The sequence below is a fragment of the Plantibacter sp. VKM Ac-2880 genome, from assembly GCF_015351235.1.
Lineage (GTDB): Bacteria > Actinomycetota > Actinomycetes > Actinomycetales > Microbacteriaceae > Plantibacter.
In genome coordinates this window covers 1,196,893-1,213,639 of record NZ_JADKSJ010000002.1, presented here as the reverse complement: position 1 = coordinate 1,213,639, position 16,747 = coordinate 1,196,893, and the positions used below count along the sequence as shown (strand labels likewise).

The window sequence follows — 16,747 nt, the reverse complement described above, 5'->3', positions numbered from 1 at the left end:
ATCGTACCGAGCAGCTCCTCCCCGCGACAGACCCGGCCGACGCCGGACGGCGACCCTCCAGGATGAGCGCCCGGCGCGCCAATAGGGTGAGGGGATGGAACGCCCCCGCAGAACCCCAGCAGGATTCGCCGCGACCGTCGGCATCGACCTCCTCGCCGTCATCGTGTTCGTCCTCATCGGCCGGGCCAGCCACGGGGAAGGGGTCCTCGGCATCCTCGTGACCCTCTGGCCGTTCGCCGTCGGCCTGCTCGTCGGCCACGTGCTCGCCCTCGTCCTCGGCCAGCGCGAGACCCGGGCCGTGCGCTGGGCGGGCGTCATCGTCTGGGTGTCGACCGTCATCGTCGGCATGGTGCTGCGCGCGGTCTCCGGTCAGGGCGTGCAGCTCAGCTTCGTCATCGTGACCGTCCTCGTGCTCGCCGTCCTGCTCCTCGGCTGGCGCCTGGTGGCCTGGCTCATCGCTCGTCGGCGCCACTGATGCGCGCATGAGCGCCGTCGCCTGGGGGCGCTGGTACTTCGGCGTCCAGGCGGTCGCCGGCGCCGCCTGGTGGGCGTCGGTGTTCCTCGTCCCGTTCGTGCGCGACGCGACCCTCGGTTCCCTCGATCCGGTGCTCATGGCGATGCTCGATGTGCCGCTGTTCGTCGTCGCCTCGGCGCTCGCCGCGATCGGGATCCGCTGGGCGGCGGTCCTGGCGACGGGATGGACGCTGCTCGTCACCGTCTCGCTCGGCGTGTTCGCGGCGGTGACCGGGGAGGCGGGCATCGGCGCCCTGCTGATGGTCGGTGCCGCCGTCGGATCGGTCACGGCGCTCGCGCTCGTCCTCACCGGTGGCATCCCGCGGGCGTGGATCGCGATCGGTCCGTTCGCCTTCCGGCCGGCGGACCCGACGGCGTCGACCGGCGCGCAGCTCGGGCGGACGGCGATCGAGATCGTCGCGTTCTGGGGCGTCTTCCTCGCGGTCATCCCGGCCGTGCTGCGGTTCTTCGAGCTGCGGTGGCAGGTCGCGATCACGCTCCCCGGTGCCGAGCCGTTCGCCGTCGTCGCCGGTGTCATCGTCCTGGTGCTCGGCAGCATCATCGGGCTGTGGTCTGCGGCGGCGATGGCGACCACCGGAGGCGGGACACCGCTGCCGGCCGCGATGCCGAACCGCCTGGTCGTCGCCGGACCGTACCGCTTCGTCCGCAACCCGATGGCGGTCGGCAGCATCGTCCAGGGGATCGGCGTCGGCCTCCTACTGTCGTCCTGGATCGTGGTGGTCTACGCCGTGTTCGGCGCGGTCGTCTGGAACGTGCTGGTCCGGCCGGTCGAGGAGGCCGACCTCGAAGCCCGCTTCGGCGAACCGTACCGTCGGTACCGGACGGCGCTCCGCTGCTGGGTGCCGAGTCTCCGCCCGGTGCAGGCTCGTTCGTAACTCCTGCTGACCGGGACGACCGGCCGAGTCAGCCGCCGCTCCGCGCGACCGGCGGCCTCGGCGGTCGCAGGATGCAGGAGTTGCGAACGCCGAGCGGGTCGGAGCGGAGAGCCGCTTAGCGGCGGGAGCCGGTGAGCGAGCTGCGATCGTCGACCGGCGACGGCTCAGGACGGGGTTCGGTCGCTGCTGTCGAGCGCGGCTTCCCCTTCGGCAGTGGGATCGGCGAGGTGAGCGCGATCTGCTCCGAGAACTCCTCGGGGGTGACGGGCGCGACGACGCCGTCGTGGGTGAACTGCAGCCGCCAGCGGGAGTCCGGGGCGACGCGCAGGCGCAGGTGGTGCCGCACGACCCCGTAGAGCAGGCCGGTGGCGCAGGCGACGAAGCCGGCCAGGGCCCCGAGTCCGAGTGCCCACCGCGGCCCGAGGGTGTTCGCGACCCAGCCCACGATCGGCGCACCGATGGGCGTGCCGCCCATGAGGATCGCCATGTACAGCGCCATCACCCGGCCGCGCACGGCGGCCTCCGTGGTGGTCTGGACGAGTCCGTTCGCGGTGGTGAGCAGGGTCACGGTGGAGAAGCCGACGAGGATGAGCACGGCGGCGAACGTCCAGTAACTCGGCATGAACGCGGCCGTCAGGGCGGCGACGCCGAAGAGCCCGGCCGCACCGACGATCATGCGCATCTGGGCCTGCGCCCGCCGGGCGGCGAGCAGCGCCCCCGTCAGCGAACCGATCGCGAGGACGGAGGAGAGGATCCCGTACTCACCGGCGCCCTTGCCGAACTCCACCGCCATCGTCGAGGCGAAGATCGGGAAGTTCATGCCGAACGCACCCATGATGAAGACGATCACGAACACGACCAGGAGGTCCGGGCGGCCGCGGACATAGCGGAAGCCCTCGACGAACTGCCCGCGGGCGCGTGGTGCCCGAGGTGGTCGGCGGAGCTTGCCGGTGCGGAGGGCGAGGAGCGCCCCGATGACGCCGAGGAAGGTGAAGGCGTTGACGACGAAGACCCAGCCGGACCCGATCGCGACGATGAGGAGACCGGCGATCGCCGGGCCGACCATGCGTGCCGCGTTGAACGACGCCGAGTTGAGGGCGACCGCGTTCGACATGTTGTGCTCGTCGACGAGCTCGGAGACGAAGGTCTGGCGGGCCGGTCCGTCGACCGCGTTGATGATGCCGAGCGCGAGCGCGAAGAGGTACATGTGCCACAGTTCGGCGTGCCCGAAGATGAGCAGCGCACCGAGGGCGAAGGCCAGGAGCATGAGGCTCGACTGGGTGAGGATGAGGATCTTGCGCTTGTCGAAGCGGTCCGCGATGAGGCCGGTGATCGGCACGAGCACCAGCTGGGGCCCGAACTGCAGGGCCATGGTGGCGCCGACGGCCACGGCGTCGTTGTCGGTCAGGTCGGTCAGGACGACCCAGTTCTGGGTGGTGGCCTGCATCCACGCGCCGACGTTCGACACGAGGGCGCCGATGAACCAGATGCGGTAGTTGACGCTGGACAGGGAACGGAACATTGCACTCACTGGGTGGCGAGTCTCCTCATGATCTCGGCTGCGCGGGCGAGGGTGTCGCGTTCGTCCGGGGTGAGCGCGCGCAGCTGCTGGGTGATCCACGCGTCGCGTTTCCGGACGGTCTCGGTGACGGTGGTGTGGCCCGCTTCGGTGAGGGCGATGGTGACCTTGCGGCGGTCGGCCGTGTCCGTTTCACGGGTGACGTACCCGGCCTCTTCGAGGCAGTTGACGGTGCGGTTCATCGATGGCGCGGACACGCGGTCGCGTTCGGCGAGCGCACTGAGTGTCGCGGAGCCCTCTTTGTAGAGCCCTCCGAGCACGGAGAACTGTGGATCGCTGAGGTCGTCGACGCTCTTCTCGCCGCGCAGGCGCCTTGCCAATCGGAAGGTGCCCATGCGGAGTTCGGAGGCCTGCTCCGCGATCGTCCGTGCTGTCGTCTTCGGTGCCGCTGTGCCTGCCACGAATACTTAGCTTAGCTCATTAGTGAGGCTAAGTAAAGAGGTGGGCCCTTCGACAAGCTCAGGGACCGGGCCGAGGTGGGCCCTTCGACAAGCTCAGGGACCGGGCCGAGGTGGGCCCTTCGACAGGCTCAGGGGCCGGAACCCTCTCCGGTCCCTGAGCTTGTCGAAGGGCTCCCAGTGACCAGCGCCGTCACAACCAGCGGCGGAACCGGAAGATCGCGTACAGCGTGCCCGAGAGGGCGAGCATCGCGCCGATCGCGGCGGGGTAGCCGAACTGCCAGTGCAGCTCGGGCATCGCGTCGAAGTTCATGCCGTAGACGGTGCCGATGAGCGTCGGTGCGAAGAGGATCGCCGCCCACGAGGAGATGCGCTTGATCTCCTCGTTCTGCGCCAACGCCGTCTCGCTCATGCGGCGCGACTCCTCGTTCTGCGCGAGGCTCGCCTCGGAGAGTCGGCGCATCTCCTCGTTCTGCTGCTGCGTCATGAGGGTTGCGTGCACGGTCAGCGCGTTCCGGAGCAGGTGTCGGAAGGAGTCGACGCGCTCGGCGATGCGCAGGACGTGGTCGAGCACGTCCCGGAATCCGTTGCGCAGTTCCTCGTCGAGCCCGTACTTGTCGGCTCCCTGGAGGAGTCCGTGGAGCACGGCGCGGAGCGGGGCGGTCGCCCGCTGGAACGCCATCACCTGTCGCAGTAGTTCGTAGATGCGCCGCGACACGTCCGCAGCGTCGCCGAAGAGCTCGTCCTCGATCTCGTCGATGTCGTTCTCCAATCCGGCGACGACGGGCCCGTAGCCGTCGACGACCTGGTCGACCACGGCGTGGAGGACGGCGTCGGGGCCGAGCGCGAGGATGTCGGGTCGTGCCTCGAGGCGCCGACGGACCTGAGCGAGGTCGGGCTTCTCAGCATGCCGGACCGTCACCACGAAGCCGGGGCCGACGAACAGGTGCACCTCGCCGAACTCGACCCGCTCCTCCGCGTCCAGGTAGTGGGCGGGACGCAGGACGACGAAGAGGGTGTCGCCGTAGCGCTCCAGCTTGGCCCGCTGGTGCCCCTTCAGGGCGTCCTCCACGGCGAGGGGGTGCAGGTCGAACTCCTGCGCGACGGAACGGATCTCCGACGGTTGCGGGCGGTACAACCCGATCCAGGCCATGCCGCGCTGCTCGTTCAGGAGTTCGTACGTCGCGTCGAGGGAGCGCGGGCTCGCCGAGCGCCGTCCGGTCACATAGATGCCGTTGTCGATGAGTGCCATGAGGTCTCCGTCCGTCGATGGACGGGAGCGTGCGGCGGCCGCGCGGGTGCGGACGATCCTGGGGGATCGCACCCGGGGAGGTGTGAGTGGGCGCCTCGGCGCCGGCGGGGGCAGCGCCTACCGGGTGGGGGAGGCGGAGCGGTTCGTCGACGCGATGGCGCGGGTACTGTCACCAGCCATGGCCGCTCACCTCGCTTCCGTCGATCCCTGCGGCCCGCCGTTCGGGCCTCGATCACCGTACGCCTGCCGCTGACGAACCGCAAACCCGCATCTGTGGGCTGACCGGGACCTGCCGCGCGGTGTGGAGGAGGCGAGGCGTCGAGCGTGCAGAAGGCCTACGCTGGCGGGATGAGCGAGCAGACCCCGCCACCTGTCGACGCCGACGACGCGAACCGGCCGTTCGAGCCGAGGCCGTACGCGACCGAGACGATCGTGGACGACGACGGCGTGACGATCTACCTCTACGTGTGGGAGGTGGCGAACCCGAAGGCCGTCGTGCACATCGCGCACGGCGCCGGCGAGCACGCCCTCCGCTACGGCCGCCTCGCCGCGGCGCTCAATGACGCCGGCTACACGGCCGTCGCCGACGATCACCGGGGCCACGGCCGGACCGGCCTCGAACATCTGGGCCTCGGCAAGCTGGGGCCCCGCACCACCTGGGGTGCGATCGCCTCGCTCGCCGCCGTCGGTCGCCACCTGCGCACCCGGTTCCCGGAGTCGGCGTTGGCGCTCCTCGGCCACAGCTGGGGCTCCCTCATGGCGCAGAAGGTCGCCGCGCACCACGACCTCTACGAGTACCTCATCCTCTCGGGGACCTCGCTGGCCATGCCGGGCGTCATCAACGCCGGCGACCTCAACAAGCGGTGGCGGAAGACCGGCACCACGGGCCTCGAGTGGCTGAACCGGGACCCGGAGGCCTGGGCCGCGTTCGCCGCCGACGAGCGCAACTTCGACATCGGCGTCACCCCCGTGTGGAACCCGATCCAGGCGTTCGCCTTCCTCGGCCGCCCACCCCGCCACATGCCGCGCAAGCTGCCCGTGCTGATCCTCGGCGGCTCGGACGACGCGCTCGGCGGTGTCCGTGGACTCACCCTCCTGCGCGACGCCTACGTGAAGCGCTCGAAGCTCACCGACGTGACGCTCATCATCTACCCCGACGCCCGACACGAGATCTTCAACGAGCTGAACCGCGAGGACGTCGAGCGCGACGTCGTGCAGTGGCTCGACAAGCGCACCTGAGCACACCCCCTCGCGGTCCCTGAGCCCACCCCTCCTGGTCCCTGGGCCCACCCCTCCTGGCCGCTGAGCCCACCCCCTCCCGGTCCCTGAGCCCACCCCCTCCCGGTCCCTGAGCCTGTCGAAGGGCGGGACAAGCGCGACGCCCACGGGGTACAGTCACGGCATCCACTCTCGACGCGGAGGAGACCCGGTGACCTCGGACGGCCCCACCTACAGCCATCGTCGGCGCAACCCGGCCGAGCGCATCGCGCGGTCCCTCGCCCGCGCGAGCACCGTCCCGTACTGGCTCGACACGCCGGAGCGTCCGGCGCCCGAGCCTCGCCTCGTCGGCCATGTCGACAGCGGCCTGCTCGTCGTCGGTGGCGGCTACTCCGGGCTCTGGACGGCGCTCATCGCGAAGGAGGCGGACCCCTCCCGCGACGTCATGCTCATCGAGGGCAAGGAGGTGGGCTGGGCGGCGAGCGGCCGCAACGGCGGCTTCTTCGAGGCCAGCCTCACCCATGGCGACGACAACGGCGAACGTCACTTCCCCGAGGAGTTGCCGCAGCTCGAACGGCTCGCGGACGAGAACTTCGACGAGTTCGTCGCCACGCTCGACCGCCTCGGGATCGACGCCGAGTTCGAGCACACGGGCGTGCTCACGGTCGCGACCGAGCCGCACCAGGTCGACGCCCTCCGCGAGGTCTCGGGCGACGGCGTCTTCCTCGACCGGGAGGCGGTCCAGGAGCTCGTGCACTCCCCGGTGTACCTGGCGGGTCAGCGCGAATGGAAGAGCACCGCACTCGTCCACCCCGCGAAGCTCGCCTGGGGCTTGAAGCGCGCCTGCATCGAGCTCGGCGTCCGCGTCTTCGAGCACACGCCGGCCACCGGTCTGCGACGCTCGGGAGACGGCGTCGCGGTGACCACCCGGCAGGGGAGTGTGCAGGCCCGCCGGGTCGCGCTCGCCACCAACGGCTTCCCCTCGCTCCTCAAGCGCACGGAGCTGCTCACCATCCCCGTGTACGACTACGTCCTCATGACCGAGCCGCTCACCGCCGAGCAGCTCGCGAGCATCGGCTGGACGGACCGGTTCGGCATCGCCGACTCGAGCCGCGAGTTCCACTACTCCCGCCGCACGGCCGACGACCGCATCCTCTACGGCGGCTTCGACGCCGTCTACCACCGCGGCGGCAGGATCCGCCCTGAGCACGACCAGCGCCGCGAGACCTTCGAGACGCTCGCCGACCACTTCTTCACGACCTACCCGCAGCTCGACGTGCGGTTCACCCATGCCTGGGGCGGCATGATCGACATGTGCTCCCGCCTCTCGGCCTTCCAAGGCTCGGCGCTCGGCGGTCGCGTCGCCTACAGCGCGGGGTTCACCGGTCTCGGCGTCGGGGCGACCCGTTTCGGGGCGAAGGTCATGCTCGACCTGCTGAGCGGTGAGTCGACGGAGCTGACCCGGCTGCGGATGGTGCGGTCCAAGCCGATCCCCATCCCGCCCGAACCCATCGCGAACCCCGCCATCCAGCTGGTCCGCCGCGCCGTCGCCCGTTCCGACGCCAACGAGGGCCGCGACGGCCTGCTCCTGACGGTCATGGACCGGTTCGGCATCGGGTTCGACTCCTGAGCCGATCGAGACCGCTTCCGGGGAATCCGGACGCCGTCCAGGAATAGGCTGGGGGCATGCATGGTGAGTACAAGGTCCCGGGTGGCAAGCTCGTCGTCGTCGATCTCGACGTGGTCGACGGTCGGATCGCCGACTTCCGCCTGGCGGGCGACTTCTTCCTCGAACCGGACGACGCGCTCGCGCTGATCGACCGCGCGGTCACCGGGCTGCCGGCCACCACCGACGCAGCCGGGCTCGCCGCCGCCATCCGCGGGGCGCTGCCCGAGAACGCCGTGCTCCTCGGCTTCACCCCGGAAGCCGTCGCGACCGCCATCCGCCGCTCGCTCGCCAAGGCCACCGGCTGGGGCGACTACGACTGGCAGCTCATCCACGACGGCTCGGTGTCCCCGCAGCTGCACCTGGCGCTCGACGAGGTCCTCACCAACGAGGTCGGCGAGGGCCGCCGCGGTCCGACGCTCCGCATCTGGGAGTGGGACCAGTCGGCCGTCGTCATCGGCAGCTTCCAGTCGCTCAAGAACGAGGTCGACCTCGACAACGCGAAGGCGAACGGCTTCGAGGTCGTCCGCAGGGTCTCCGGTGGTGGCGCCATGATGATGCAGCGCGGCGGGATCATCACCTACTCGCTCTACGTCCCGGCGGAGCTCGTGAACGGCATGACCTTCGCCGACTCCTACGCCTACCTCGACGACTGGGTGCTCGTCGCCCTCCGCTCGCTCGGCATCGAGGCGACGTACCAGCCGCTCAACGACATCACGAGCCCCTCGGGCAAGATCGGCGGGGCGGCGCAGAAGCGCCTCGGGAACGGCGCGGTGCTGCACCACGTCACGATGAGCTACGACATGGACGGCGAGCTCATGACGCAGGTGCTGCGCATCGGGCGCGAGAAGCTCAGCGACAAGGGGACGACCTCGGCGGCCAAGCGCGTCGACCCGCTTCGCAGCCAGACGGGGCTCTCGCGGGCGGAGATCATCGACCGGATGAAGGACACCTTCGTGGAGATCACCGGCGCGACCCCGGGCCACGTCACGGCGGCGGAGCTGGCAGCGGCCGAGTCCCTCGTGGAATCGAAGTTCGACACCGACGCCTGGCTCACCCGCGTCCCCTGACCCGACCCGGCGTCGGTCGCCAGGCGGCCACCACGCCCCGGACCCCGCGGACTAGGGTGGGGGAACGATGACAGCGCAGAACGAGACACCCGACACCCCGGTCCCCGCCACGCAGGCCTCCCTCGAGCAGCGACTCGCCGACGCGGTCGCCGCCGAGAGCGAGCCGCGCGTCGTCGAGCGCTGCGTCTCGCTCCTCGCCGGCCGGTACGAGGGCGAGGACTTCCTCCGCGTCGTCGGCGGCCACCACGCCGAGGGCATCCTCGGCGGAGCTCCCGCGCTGTACTGGCCGGAGCTCTGGGGCACCCGCGCCCTCCTCCATGTCTGGGACGACTCCGCGACCTCGGCCGTCGTCGCCGCACTCGGCAACCAGGCCTGGCGCGTCCGCGAGATGGCCGCACGGGTGTGCGCCGAGCGTCGCGTCGGCGACGTCGCCACGATCGCCCCGCTGCTCAACGACGACCACGCCCGCGTTCGCGCGGGTGGTGCCAGGGCGCTCGCCGCTGTCGGGGGCGACGACGCCAAGCCGCTGCTCGAAGGCCTCCTCCGCGACCCCGACCGTGAGGTCCGTCGCGCCGCCCAGCAGTCGGCGAAGGCGCTCAGCACCCGCAGCTGAACCGCGGACGGCGTCGCGCCGGCGGGCGTGATGCTGACGCACGGCGCTAGTGGGTCGCCGCCTCCAGCACGATGATGACGACGCCGAACAGGGCTGTCGCCACACCGCCGAGGAGGCACCACCACCAGCGCGAGCCACGCACCACGAAGGCCGCGCACCCGAGCACGAAGAGCATCAGCGTCGACACCTGCAGCGCGAGGTTGACCGCCTGCTCATGGGCGAGGCCGCCGGCGACGCCCACGATGAGCGGGATGGTGGGCAGGACGGCGGAGAGCAGCATGCCGAACGACTCCTCGAAGCCGTGCCGGATCGACGCACCGAGGGTGACGGTGCCCTCGTGCCGATCGTCACCGTGGTGGGCGAGCGCCGCCGAGTAGACGTGCGCCAGCCAGAACACGACGAGGGTGATCGCGCTCGTGAAGAGCACCTGCTCGACGTCGTCCTCCTCGTACACGCTCGACGCGCCGACGAGGCCGGCGTAGACGATGGTGCCGTAGATCGCGCTCGACGACGTGAGGCGACGCAACGGGGACGAGTTCGGCTGCATGATCCAGAGGATAGCGGGCCGGCCGGCGCCGCGTCCGGCTGGAGGCGACGTCCGGGATCAGACCGCGTCGCTCCGCTCGCCGCGCTCGTAGACCGAGGCCGCGGGTCCGACGATGTTGGTGTCCGGTGTCCCCACCACCTCGTGGTCCTTGTTCGCGTAGTCGAACCGGTGCAGCACGTGCCGCATCGCCTCCACGCGGGCGCGCTTCTTGTCGTTGCTCTTCACGATGGTCCACGGGGCGTCTGACGTGTCCGTCGCTTCGAGCATCGCCTCCTTCGCCCGCGTGTAGTCGCCCCACTTGTCGAGCGAGGCGAGGTCCATCGGCGACAGCTTCCACTGCCGGACGGGGTCCACCTGGCGGATCGCGAAGCGGGTGCGCTGCTCGTCCGCGGAGACGGAGAACCAGAACTTCACGAGGTCGACGCCGTCGCCGACGAGCATCTGCTCGAACAGCGGGGCCTGGCGCATGAACTCGTCGTACTGCGAGGGCGTGCAGAAGCCCATGACCCGTTCGACGCCCGCGCGGTTGTACCAGGAGCGGTCGAACAGCACGATTTCACCCGCGGCCGGCAGGTGCTGCACGTAGCGCTGGAAGTACCACTGGGTGGACTCACGGGCCGTCGGCTTCTCGAGCGCGACCACGCGGGCACCGCGCGGGTTGAGGTGCTCGGTGAACCGCTTGATCGTCCCGCCCTTGCCGGCGGCGTCACGCCCCTCGAACACGACGACGAGGCGCCGGTCGTTCGCCTTGATCCAGTTCTGCAGCTTCAGCAGTTCGATCTGGAGCAGCCGCTTGTCGCTCTCGTACTGCTCGCGCGACATCCGCTCCGCGTACGGGTAGCCCTCGCGCCATGTGTCGATGTGGGTGCCTGCGGCGTCGAGCAGGATCGGGTCGTCGTCATCGACGTCGACCACCTGGTAGCCGTCCATCCGGTCGAGCGGGGGCGGCGGGGCGTAGTGCGAGACGAGCTGCTGCATGGTCGGGACGCTAGTCCCCGTGCGTAACCGTCAGGTGGACGGTGGGTGACGCGTCGGGGTCCGGTCAGCTCGCCGAGCGGGTGAAGAGGTCCTGGCGCTCCGGGTGGGCGTCGAACCACTCGCCGACGTACCAGCACATGGGCACGATCCGCCGCTCGCTGTGCTGCTCGACGTCGTCGACCGCGTAGGTGACGAGCTCGCCCGCGTACCCCTTGCCACGGAACGGCGGCGTCGTGAAGGTGCGGGGGAACGAGATCGAGTCGCCGGAGATCCGGTAGTCGACGACGCTCACCAGCTGGCCGTCGACGTGCATGGTGTAGCGCTGGGCGTCGGTCTCGTTGGCGAACTCGGTGGTCATACCGGGTGCAACGCGCGGGCCGGGTCGTTCCTTCCCGCCGGGGCGGGGCCGGACTGCCAGAATGGGCACATGTCCCTTGCCGCAGCAGCTCCCGACGGGCCGCCGCTGTGGACGCACGACGGCCCGGACCTCGTGCTCGAAGGCGACAATCTCGACGTCGTGGCGCAGCTGCCCGACGCGGCGTTCACGCTCATCTACCTCGACCCGCCGTTCAACACCGGTCGCGTGCAGCGTCGCCACTCCTCGACCTCGGTACGCACGGCCGAGACGGGCGTGAACCGGTTCGCCGGGTTCAAGGGGCAGGCCTACGAGCGCATCCGCGGTGACCTCCGACGGTTCGACGACGCCTTCGACGACTACTGGGGTTTCCTCGAACCACGACTCGTCGAGGCCTGGCGGGTCCTGGCCGCGGACGGCACGCTCTACCTCCACCTCGACTACCGCGAGGCCCACTACGCGAAGGTGCTGCTCGACGCCCTCTTCGGCCGCGAGTCCTTCCTCAATGAGATCATCTGGGCCTACGACTACGGCGCGAAGGCGCAGAGCCGCTGGCCGACGAAACACGACACGATCCTCGTCTACGTGAAGGACCCGAAGGGGTACCACTTCGACAACGCGACCGTGGATCGCGAGCCCTACATGGCGCCCGGTCTCGTCACGGCGGAGAAGGCGGCGCGCGGCAAACTGCCGACGGACGTCTGGTGGCACACGATCGTGTCGCCGACCGGCCGCGAGAAGACCGGCTACCCGACGCAGAAGCCGGAGGGGATCCTCCGCCGGATCGTGCAGGCGTCCTCCCGCGAGGGCGACTGGGTGCTCGACTTCTTCGCCGGCAGCGGCACGACCGGCGCGGTGGCGAAGGCGCTCGGGCGCCGGTACGTGCTCGTCGACGAGAACCCGCAGGCGCTCGAGATCATCCGGGCCCGGCTGGCCCGGTAGGGCTACACCGAGGCGCGCGACACGAGCCGGGTCGGCATGACGGTGACGCGCTCGACCGGCTCGCCCGCGAGCCGTCGCACCAGCACCCGGGCCATCTCGGTGCCGAGGTCGACGGGCGACTGCGCGACGGTGGTGAGCGGCGGTGCGGCCGTCTCGCCGTAGCGGTCGTCGTCGTACCCGACCACGGCGATGTCGCCGGGGATCGTCAGCCCTGCCTCGCGGATGACGGAGTAGGCGCCGGCGGCCATCTGGTCGTTCGCCGCGAAGAGCCCGTCGATCGGCACCCCGCGCGCGAGGAGACGGCGCATGGCGGCGGCGCCGTCGGCGGGGGAGAAGTCGCCCACCTCGATGAGGTCGGCGGGCAGACCGGCCTCGGTCAGTTCGGCGCGCCATCCCGCGAGACGGTCCACCCCACCGGGCATGTCCTGCCGGCCCGCGATCGTCGCGATGTGCGTGCGACCCGCGTCGATGAGGCAGCGCGCCGCACTCCGCGCACCGGCCACGTTGTCGACGTCGACGTAGGTGCTGTCGACGACGTCCGCGCCCATGGGCCGGCCGCCGAACACGATCGGCAGCTCCCGGCCGAGTCGCGTGTACGAGTGGTCGCCGCTGTGGTGGGAGACGACGAGCGCCCCGTCGACGTTGCCGCCGAGCAGGTAGCGGCGGGTCTTCTCGGAGTTCGCTTCGGACGCGATGAGGAGGTTCAGCGTGTAGTCGGTCTCCGCGAGCTCGAGGGCGACGCCCTGCACGACGGAGGCGAAGAACGGGTCCGAGAACACGCGGGCGGTCGACTCCGGGACGACGAGCGCGATGACCTGCGTCCGGCGCGAGGCCAGCGAACGGGCGGCGCGGTTCGGGACGTAGTCGAGCGCCGCGATGGCCTCGTTCACGACGGCGACGACCTCCGCCGTGACCTTCGGGGAACCGTTGACCACCCGGGAGACCGTCGCGCGCGAGACGCCTGCGCGGGCGGCGACCATCTCGAGCGTGGGGGCTCCTTGACCGGACAGCATCATCGTCCCCTTCCGAGCGGGTGTGCGTGGCCGAGTGCAGTGTATCGCCGCCCGTCTGGACGGCAGCGGCCGGTGACCGTTCTCAGGAGGTGACCGGCGTGTCGCGGCCTCGCGGGCGCGACACGCCGGGTCGACCCTGCGTCAGGACGGTTCTGCGACGGCGGGCGCCGTGCGTGAGGCGGCGATGCGACGCGCGTAGGCCAGTCCGCTGTCCTTGATGGTGCGCACCTGGGTGTCGTAGTCGACCCGCACGATCCCGAAGCGCTTGTCGTAGCCGTAGGCCCACTCGAAGTTGTCGAGCAGCGACCAGACGAAGTACCCCCGCACGTCCGCGCCGTCGGCGACCGCCAGCTCCACCTGGTCGATGTGGTCCTGGATGAACGCGTCGCGGTCGACGTCGTGGATGCGGCCGTCCTCGGCGACGACGTCGTCGTACGCCGCGCCGTTCTCGGTCACGTACAGCGGCGGCAGCGTCGGGTACTCGCGGCCGAGCCGGACGAGGAGGGTGCGGAGCCCGGCGGGGTGCACCTCCCAGTCCATCGCGGTGCGCGGCAGGCCGCGGCTCGGGAAGGAGATGCCGGTGGAGGCGAGCCAGGGAGACCCCACCTCGCGTTCGGTCGCGCCCGAGTGGCCGCCGTCGGCACCGGAGTCATCGGGGTGACCCGAGACGAGGTCGTCGTGGTAGTGGTTCACGCCGAGGAAGTCGATGGGCGCGGAGATGGTCTCGAGGTCGCCGTCGTGGACGAGTTCGTCGAGGCCGAGGCCGGCGAGGTCCTCGGTGACGTCGGCCGGGTAGGCGCCGAGGACGATGGGTTCGAGGAAGATGCGGTTCATGATGCCGTCGACGCGGCGCGCGGCGTCGACGTCGGCCGGGTCCGTCGGGTCGGCCGGGATCGCGTTCGTGAGGTTGAGGGTGATGCCGATCTGTTCGGCGCCCAGCTCGCGGAGGCGGGTGGTGGCCAGCCCGTGTGCGAGGTGCTGGTGGTGGATGGCGGCGAGGGCGGCGGCCTCGTCGCGTCGGCCGGGGGCGTGCACGCCGACCGCGTAGCCGAGGAGGGCCGAGCAGAACGGCTCGTTGAACGTCGTCCAGTGCTGGACCCGGTCGCCGAGGACGGCGTAGGTGGCCTCGGCGTAGTCGACGAAGCGGAGGGCCGTGTCCCGGTTGGCCCATCCGCCCTGCTCCTCGAGGGCCTGCGGGAGGTCCCAGTGGTAGAGCGTCAGCCAGGGGAGGATGCCCGCGTCGAGCAACTGATCGACGAGACGGCTGTAGAAGTCGAGGCCGGCGGGATTGACCTCGCGGTCGCCCGGCTTGATGCGCGCCCAGCTCGTCGAGAAGCGGTAGGCGTCGAGGCCCAGCTCGCTCATGATCGCGACGTCGCCGGCGGAGCGGTGGTAGTGGTCGACGGCGACCTCGAGGTCGTCGCCGTTCGCGATCGCTCCCGGCACGCGGGCGAAGGCGTCCCAGATGGAGTCCTCCTTGCCGTCCTCGTGGGCGGCGCCCTCGACCTGGGCGGCGGCCGTGGCCGAACCCCAGAGGAACGGCGGCAGGATCAGGGCCGGGCGGCTGGTGGGCTGGGGGGCGTGCGTCATCGGAGCTCCTCGTGGCTGGGTGCAAGGCCATGCTATCGCCTGCTGAGAGCGCTCTCATGCATGGGTCGGGTGTGGGGCCGGCGCGGTGCGCTGACGTGAGCGCGGTGCACACGCGTGAGCGCGCCCCTCAGGAGGGGCGCGCTCACGTGCTGGGGTCGCGGTGGGGCCGAATCGGGTGCGATGACGTCGGCGCACCGCGCCGGCACCGGGGCTCGCGTCAGCGCGGTGCGCTGGCGGCCCGACGGACGACGGTCAGCGCTTGGTGCTCGGGTCGACGACGCGGTTGCTCGCGGTGTCTGGCGACAACTGCGACCCGGCCAGCTCGGCGGCCCGCTGCGCGGCGAGCGACAGCTCGTCCTCCGCATCCACGGCGGCCTGCGCGTCGGTCCGCTCCTGCAGGGCCGACTTCGCCCGCAGCGGCGGTGCCTTCAGGAACCAGCTCAGGACGAACGCGACGGCGACCACCGCGAAGCTCACCCAGAAGACCGTGACGGTCGCGTCGGCGAAGCCGGTGAGGAACGGCGCGGCCAGGTCGTGGTTCGCGCCGAGGAGGAACGAGGTGTCGCCGTCGAGCGCGGTACCCGCCGAACCGCTGTTCTCCTGCGCCTGCTGCAGCACCTTCAGGATGCCTTCGTTCGCGGGATCGGACAGCACGGCCGGGTCCTGCGCCGCGGTCCGGACGCGCTCGCTGAGCGTCGGGTCGGCGAAGGCCGCCGCGATCGTCGTCGGGATGCGCGTGTAGAGCACCGAGAAGATGACCGCCGTGCCCAACGTTCCACCGATCTGACGGAAGAACGTCGACGAACTCGTCGCCACACCGATGTCGCGCGCCTCGACGGCGTTCTGGCTCGCGATCGTCAGCGTCTGCATGAGCTGACCGAGGCCGAGGCCGACGAGCAGCATGCCGCCCATCATCCACCAGACCGGCTTGTCGGCCGTCGCGAAGCTGAAGTAGAAGAAGCCGCTCAGCAGCAGGAAGGTGCCCACGATCGGGAACGCCTTGTACTTGCCCGTCCGCGCGATGATCTGGCCGCTCGCGATGGACGAGATCATGAGGCCGAGGATCATCGGCAGCATGAGCAGACCGGACTCGGTCGGCGTCGCGCCCTCCACCAACTGGAGGAACAGCGGCACGGTCATCATCGCGCCGAACATGCCGAACCCGACGAGGACGCCGAGGATCGTGGCGACCCGGAACGTCGAGTTCTTGAAGAGCTTCAACGGGATGAGCGCGTCGTCGCCCATCGCCCGCTCGACGAGGATGAACCCGACGATGCCGGCGACACCGATCGCGTAGCAGGCGATGGAGCCGGCCGAGGCCCAGCCCCAGATGCGGCCCTGTTCGGCGACGAGGAGGAGCGGCACGACGGCCAGCACGACCGTGGCGGCACCCCACCAGTCGATGCGGACGCTGTGACGCGTGTGCGGGATGTGCAGGAAGCGCAGCACGATCGCGAGCGCGATGACGCCGATCGGCAGGTTGATGAGGAACACCCAGCGCCAACCGGTGATGAACAGCAACTCGGGCGCACCGGCGAACAGGCCGCCGATGAGCGGACCGATGACGCTCGAGACACCGAAGACGGCGAGGAAGTACCCCTGGTACTTCGCGCGCTCACGCGGGGCGAGCATGTCGCCCATGATCGTCAGCGGCAGGGCCATGAGCCCACCGGCACCGAGCCCCTGGATGGCGCGGAAGATCGCGAGCTCGTACATCGAGCCGGACATGCCGGCGAGCAGCGAGCCGATCAGGAAGATCGAGATCGCGATGATGAAGAGTGGCCGACGGCCGAAGATGTCGGACAGCTTTCCGTAGATCGGCGTGGAGACCGTCGAGGTGATGAGGTAGGCCGTCGTGACCCAGGCCTGCAGCGCCATGCCGTCGAGGTCGTCCGCGATGGTGCGCATCGAGGTGCCGACGATGGTCTGATCGAGGGCGGAGAGGAACATGCCGGCCATGAGGCCGAAGATGATGAAGAGGATCTGCCGGTGACTGAGGACGGGCGTGGATCCCGGTCGCTCGGTCGAGGCGGGGGAGCTGGATGACATGCGGTCTCGTTCGACTCTGGGCGCGCCGGTTCACAGGCGCACCGACGTTGGGGATTTTGCGTAGTGTG

16 protein-coding genes are annotated in these 16,747 nt (G+C 70.4%); 7 read left to right on the top strand and 9 right to left on the bottom strand.

From position 1 onward, the window contains the following. Positions 1-94: 94 nt before the first annotated feature. Both ITJ57_RS17750 and ITJ57_RS17745 read left to right on the top strand, forming a co-directional pair. Positions 95-475, top strand: coding sequence for a DUF3054 domain-containing protein (locus ITJ57_RS17750; protein WP_194671311.1), 381 nt, complete (start codon positions 95-97; stop codon positions 473-475). Between the two features lie 7 nt (positions 476-482). Beyond that, the gene (locus ITJ57_RS17745; RefSeq protein ID WP_194671310.1) at positions 483-1,409 is read left to right on the top strand and encodes an isoprenylcysteine carboxylmethyltransferase family protein; all 927 of its coding nucleotides are present in this window, start codon (positions 483-485) and stop codon (positions 1,407-1,409) included. Positions 1,410-1,524: 115 nt separating this feature from the next. On the opposite strand, the gene ITJ57_RS17740 is transcribed toward ITJ57_RS17745, so the two are convergent. From ITJ57_RS17740 to ITJ57_RS17730, 3 genes are all read right to left on the bottom strand, one after another. Continuing rightward, positions 1,525-2,931: an MFS transporter gene (locus ITJ57_RS17740; protein WP_194671309.1), complete on the bottom strand. Its 1,407-nt coding sequence runs from the start codon at positions 2,929-2,931 to the stop codon at positions 1,525-1,527. Between the two features lie 5 nt (positions 2,932-2,936). Continuing rightward, positions 2,937-3,389, bottom strand: a complete 453-nt coding sequence (locus ITJ57_RS17735; RefSeq protein ID WP_327078820.1) for a MarR family transcriptional regulator — start codon at positions 3,387-3,389, stop codon at positions 2,937-2,939. A gap of 190 nt (positions 3,390-3,579) precedes the next feature. Then, positions 3,580-4,638 carry a magnesium and cobalt transport protein CorA gene (locus tag ITJ57_RS17730; RefSeq protein WP_194671308.1) on the bottom strand — a complete coding sequence of 353 codons (1,059 nt, stop codon included), beginning with the start codon at positions 4,636-4,638 and terminating at the stop codon, positions 3,580-3,582. A 348-nt stretch (positions 4,639-4,986) separates the two neighbouring features. On the opposite strand from ITJ57_RS17730, the gene ITJ57_RS17725 reads away from it, so the two are divergent. The 4 genes from ITJ57_RS17725 (at position 4,987) to ITJ57_RS17710 (ending at position 9,205) form a co-directional block, all read left to right on the top strand. After that, entirely contained in the window at positions 4,987-5,877 is an 891-nt protein-coding gene (locus ITJ57_RS17725) for an alpha/beta hydrolase (RefSeq protein WP_194671307.1), read from the top strand. 190 nt (positions 5,878-6,067) lie between these two features. After that, entirely contained in the window at positions 6,068-7,486 is a 1,419-nt protein-coding gene (locus tag ITJ57_RS17720; RefSeq protein WP_370582485.1) for an NAD(P)/FAD-dependent oxidoreductase, read from the top strand. A gap of 56 nt (positions 7,487-7,542) precedes the next feature. Continuing rightward, positions 7,543-8,592: a biotin/lipoate A/B protein ligase family protein gene (locus tag ITJ57_RS17715; protein ID WP_194671306.1), complete on the top strand. Its 1,050-nt coding sequence runs from the start codon at positions 7,543-7,545 to the stop codon at positions 8,590-8,592. Between the two features lie 67 nt (positions 8,593-8,659). Beyond that, on the top strand, positions 8,660-9,205 hold the full coding sequence (locus ITJ57_RS17710; RefSeq protein WP_194671305.1) for a HEAT repeat domain-containing protein: 546 nt from the start codon (positions 8,660-8,662) through the stop codon (positions 9,203-9,205). A 46-nt stretch (positions 9,206-9,251) separates the two neighbouring features. Here the strand turns inward: ITJ57_RS17710 and ITJ57_RS17705 are convergent, their stop codons facing one another. From ITJ57_RS17705 to ITJ57_RS17695, 3 genes are all read right to left on the bottom strand, one after another. Then, positions 9,252-9,752 (bottom strand): hypothetical protein, encoded by a 501-nt coding sequence (locus tag ITJ57_RS17705; RefSeq protein ID WP_056010879.1) that lies wholly within the window; start codon positions 9,750-9,752, stop codon positions 9,252-9,254. 57 nt (positions 9,753-9,809) lie between these two features. After that, on the bottom strand, positions 9,810-10,730 hold the full coding sequence (gene ppk2 / locus ITJ57_RS17700; protein WP_194671304.1) for a polyphosphate kinase 2: 921 nt from the start codon (positions 10,728-10,730) through the stop codon (positions 9,810-9,812). Between the two features lie 64 nt (positions 10,731-10,794). Next, positions 10,795-11,088 carry a GNAT family N-acetyltransferase gene (locus ITJ57_RS17695; RefSeq protein ID WP_194671303.1) on the bottom strand — a complete coding sequence of 98 codons (294 nt, stop codon included), beginning with the start codon at positions 11,086-11,088 and terminating at the stop codon, positions 10,795-10,797. Between the two features lie 69 nt (positions 11,089-11,157). On the opposite strand from ITJ57_RS17695, the gene ITJ57_RS17690 reads away from it, so the two are divergent. Beyond that, positions 11,158-12,027: a site-specific DNA-methyltransferase gene (locus tag ITJ57_RS17690; protein ID WP_194671302.1), complete on the top strand. Its 870-nt coding sequence runs from the start codon at positions 11,158-11,160 to the stop codon at positions 12,025-12,027. Between the two features lie 2 nt (positions 12,028-12,029). On the opposite strand, the gene ITJ57_RS17685 is transcribed toward ITJ57_RS17690, so the two are convergent. The 3 genes from ITJ57_RS17685 to ITJ57_RS17675 all read right to left on the bottom strand — a co-directional run bounded on the left by ITJ57_RS17685 (position 12,030) and on the right by ITJ57_RS17675 (position 16,679). Beyond that, positions 12,030-13,040 carry a LacI family DNA-binding transcriptional regulator gene (locus ITJ57_RS17685; RefSeq protein WP_228507323.1) on the bottom strand — a complete coding sequence of 337 codons (1,011 nt, stop codon included), beginning with the start codon at positions 13,038-13,040 and terminating at the stop codon, positions 12,030-12,032. A gap of 141 nt (positions 13,041-13,181) precedes the next feature. Then, a complete protein-coding gene (locus ITJ57_RS17680; RefSeq protein ID WP_194671300.1) occupies positions 13,182-14,630 on the bottom strand; it encodes a GH1 family beta-glucosidase in 1,449 nt (482 codons plus the stop codon). Between the two features lie 252 nt (positions 14,631-14,882). Then, a complete protein-coding gene (locus tag ITJ57_RS17675) occupies positions 14,883-16,679 on the bottom strand; it encodes an MDR family MFS transporter (protein WP_194671299.1) in 1,797 nt (598 codons plus the stop codon). Positions 16,680-16,747: the final 68 nt, after the last annotated feature.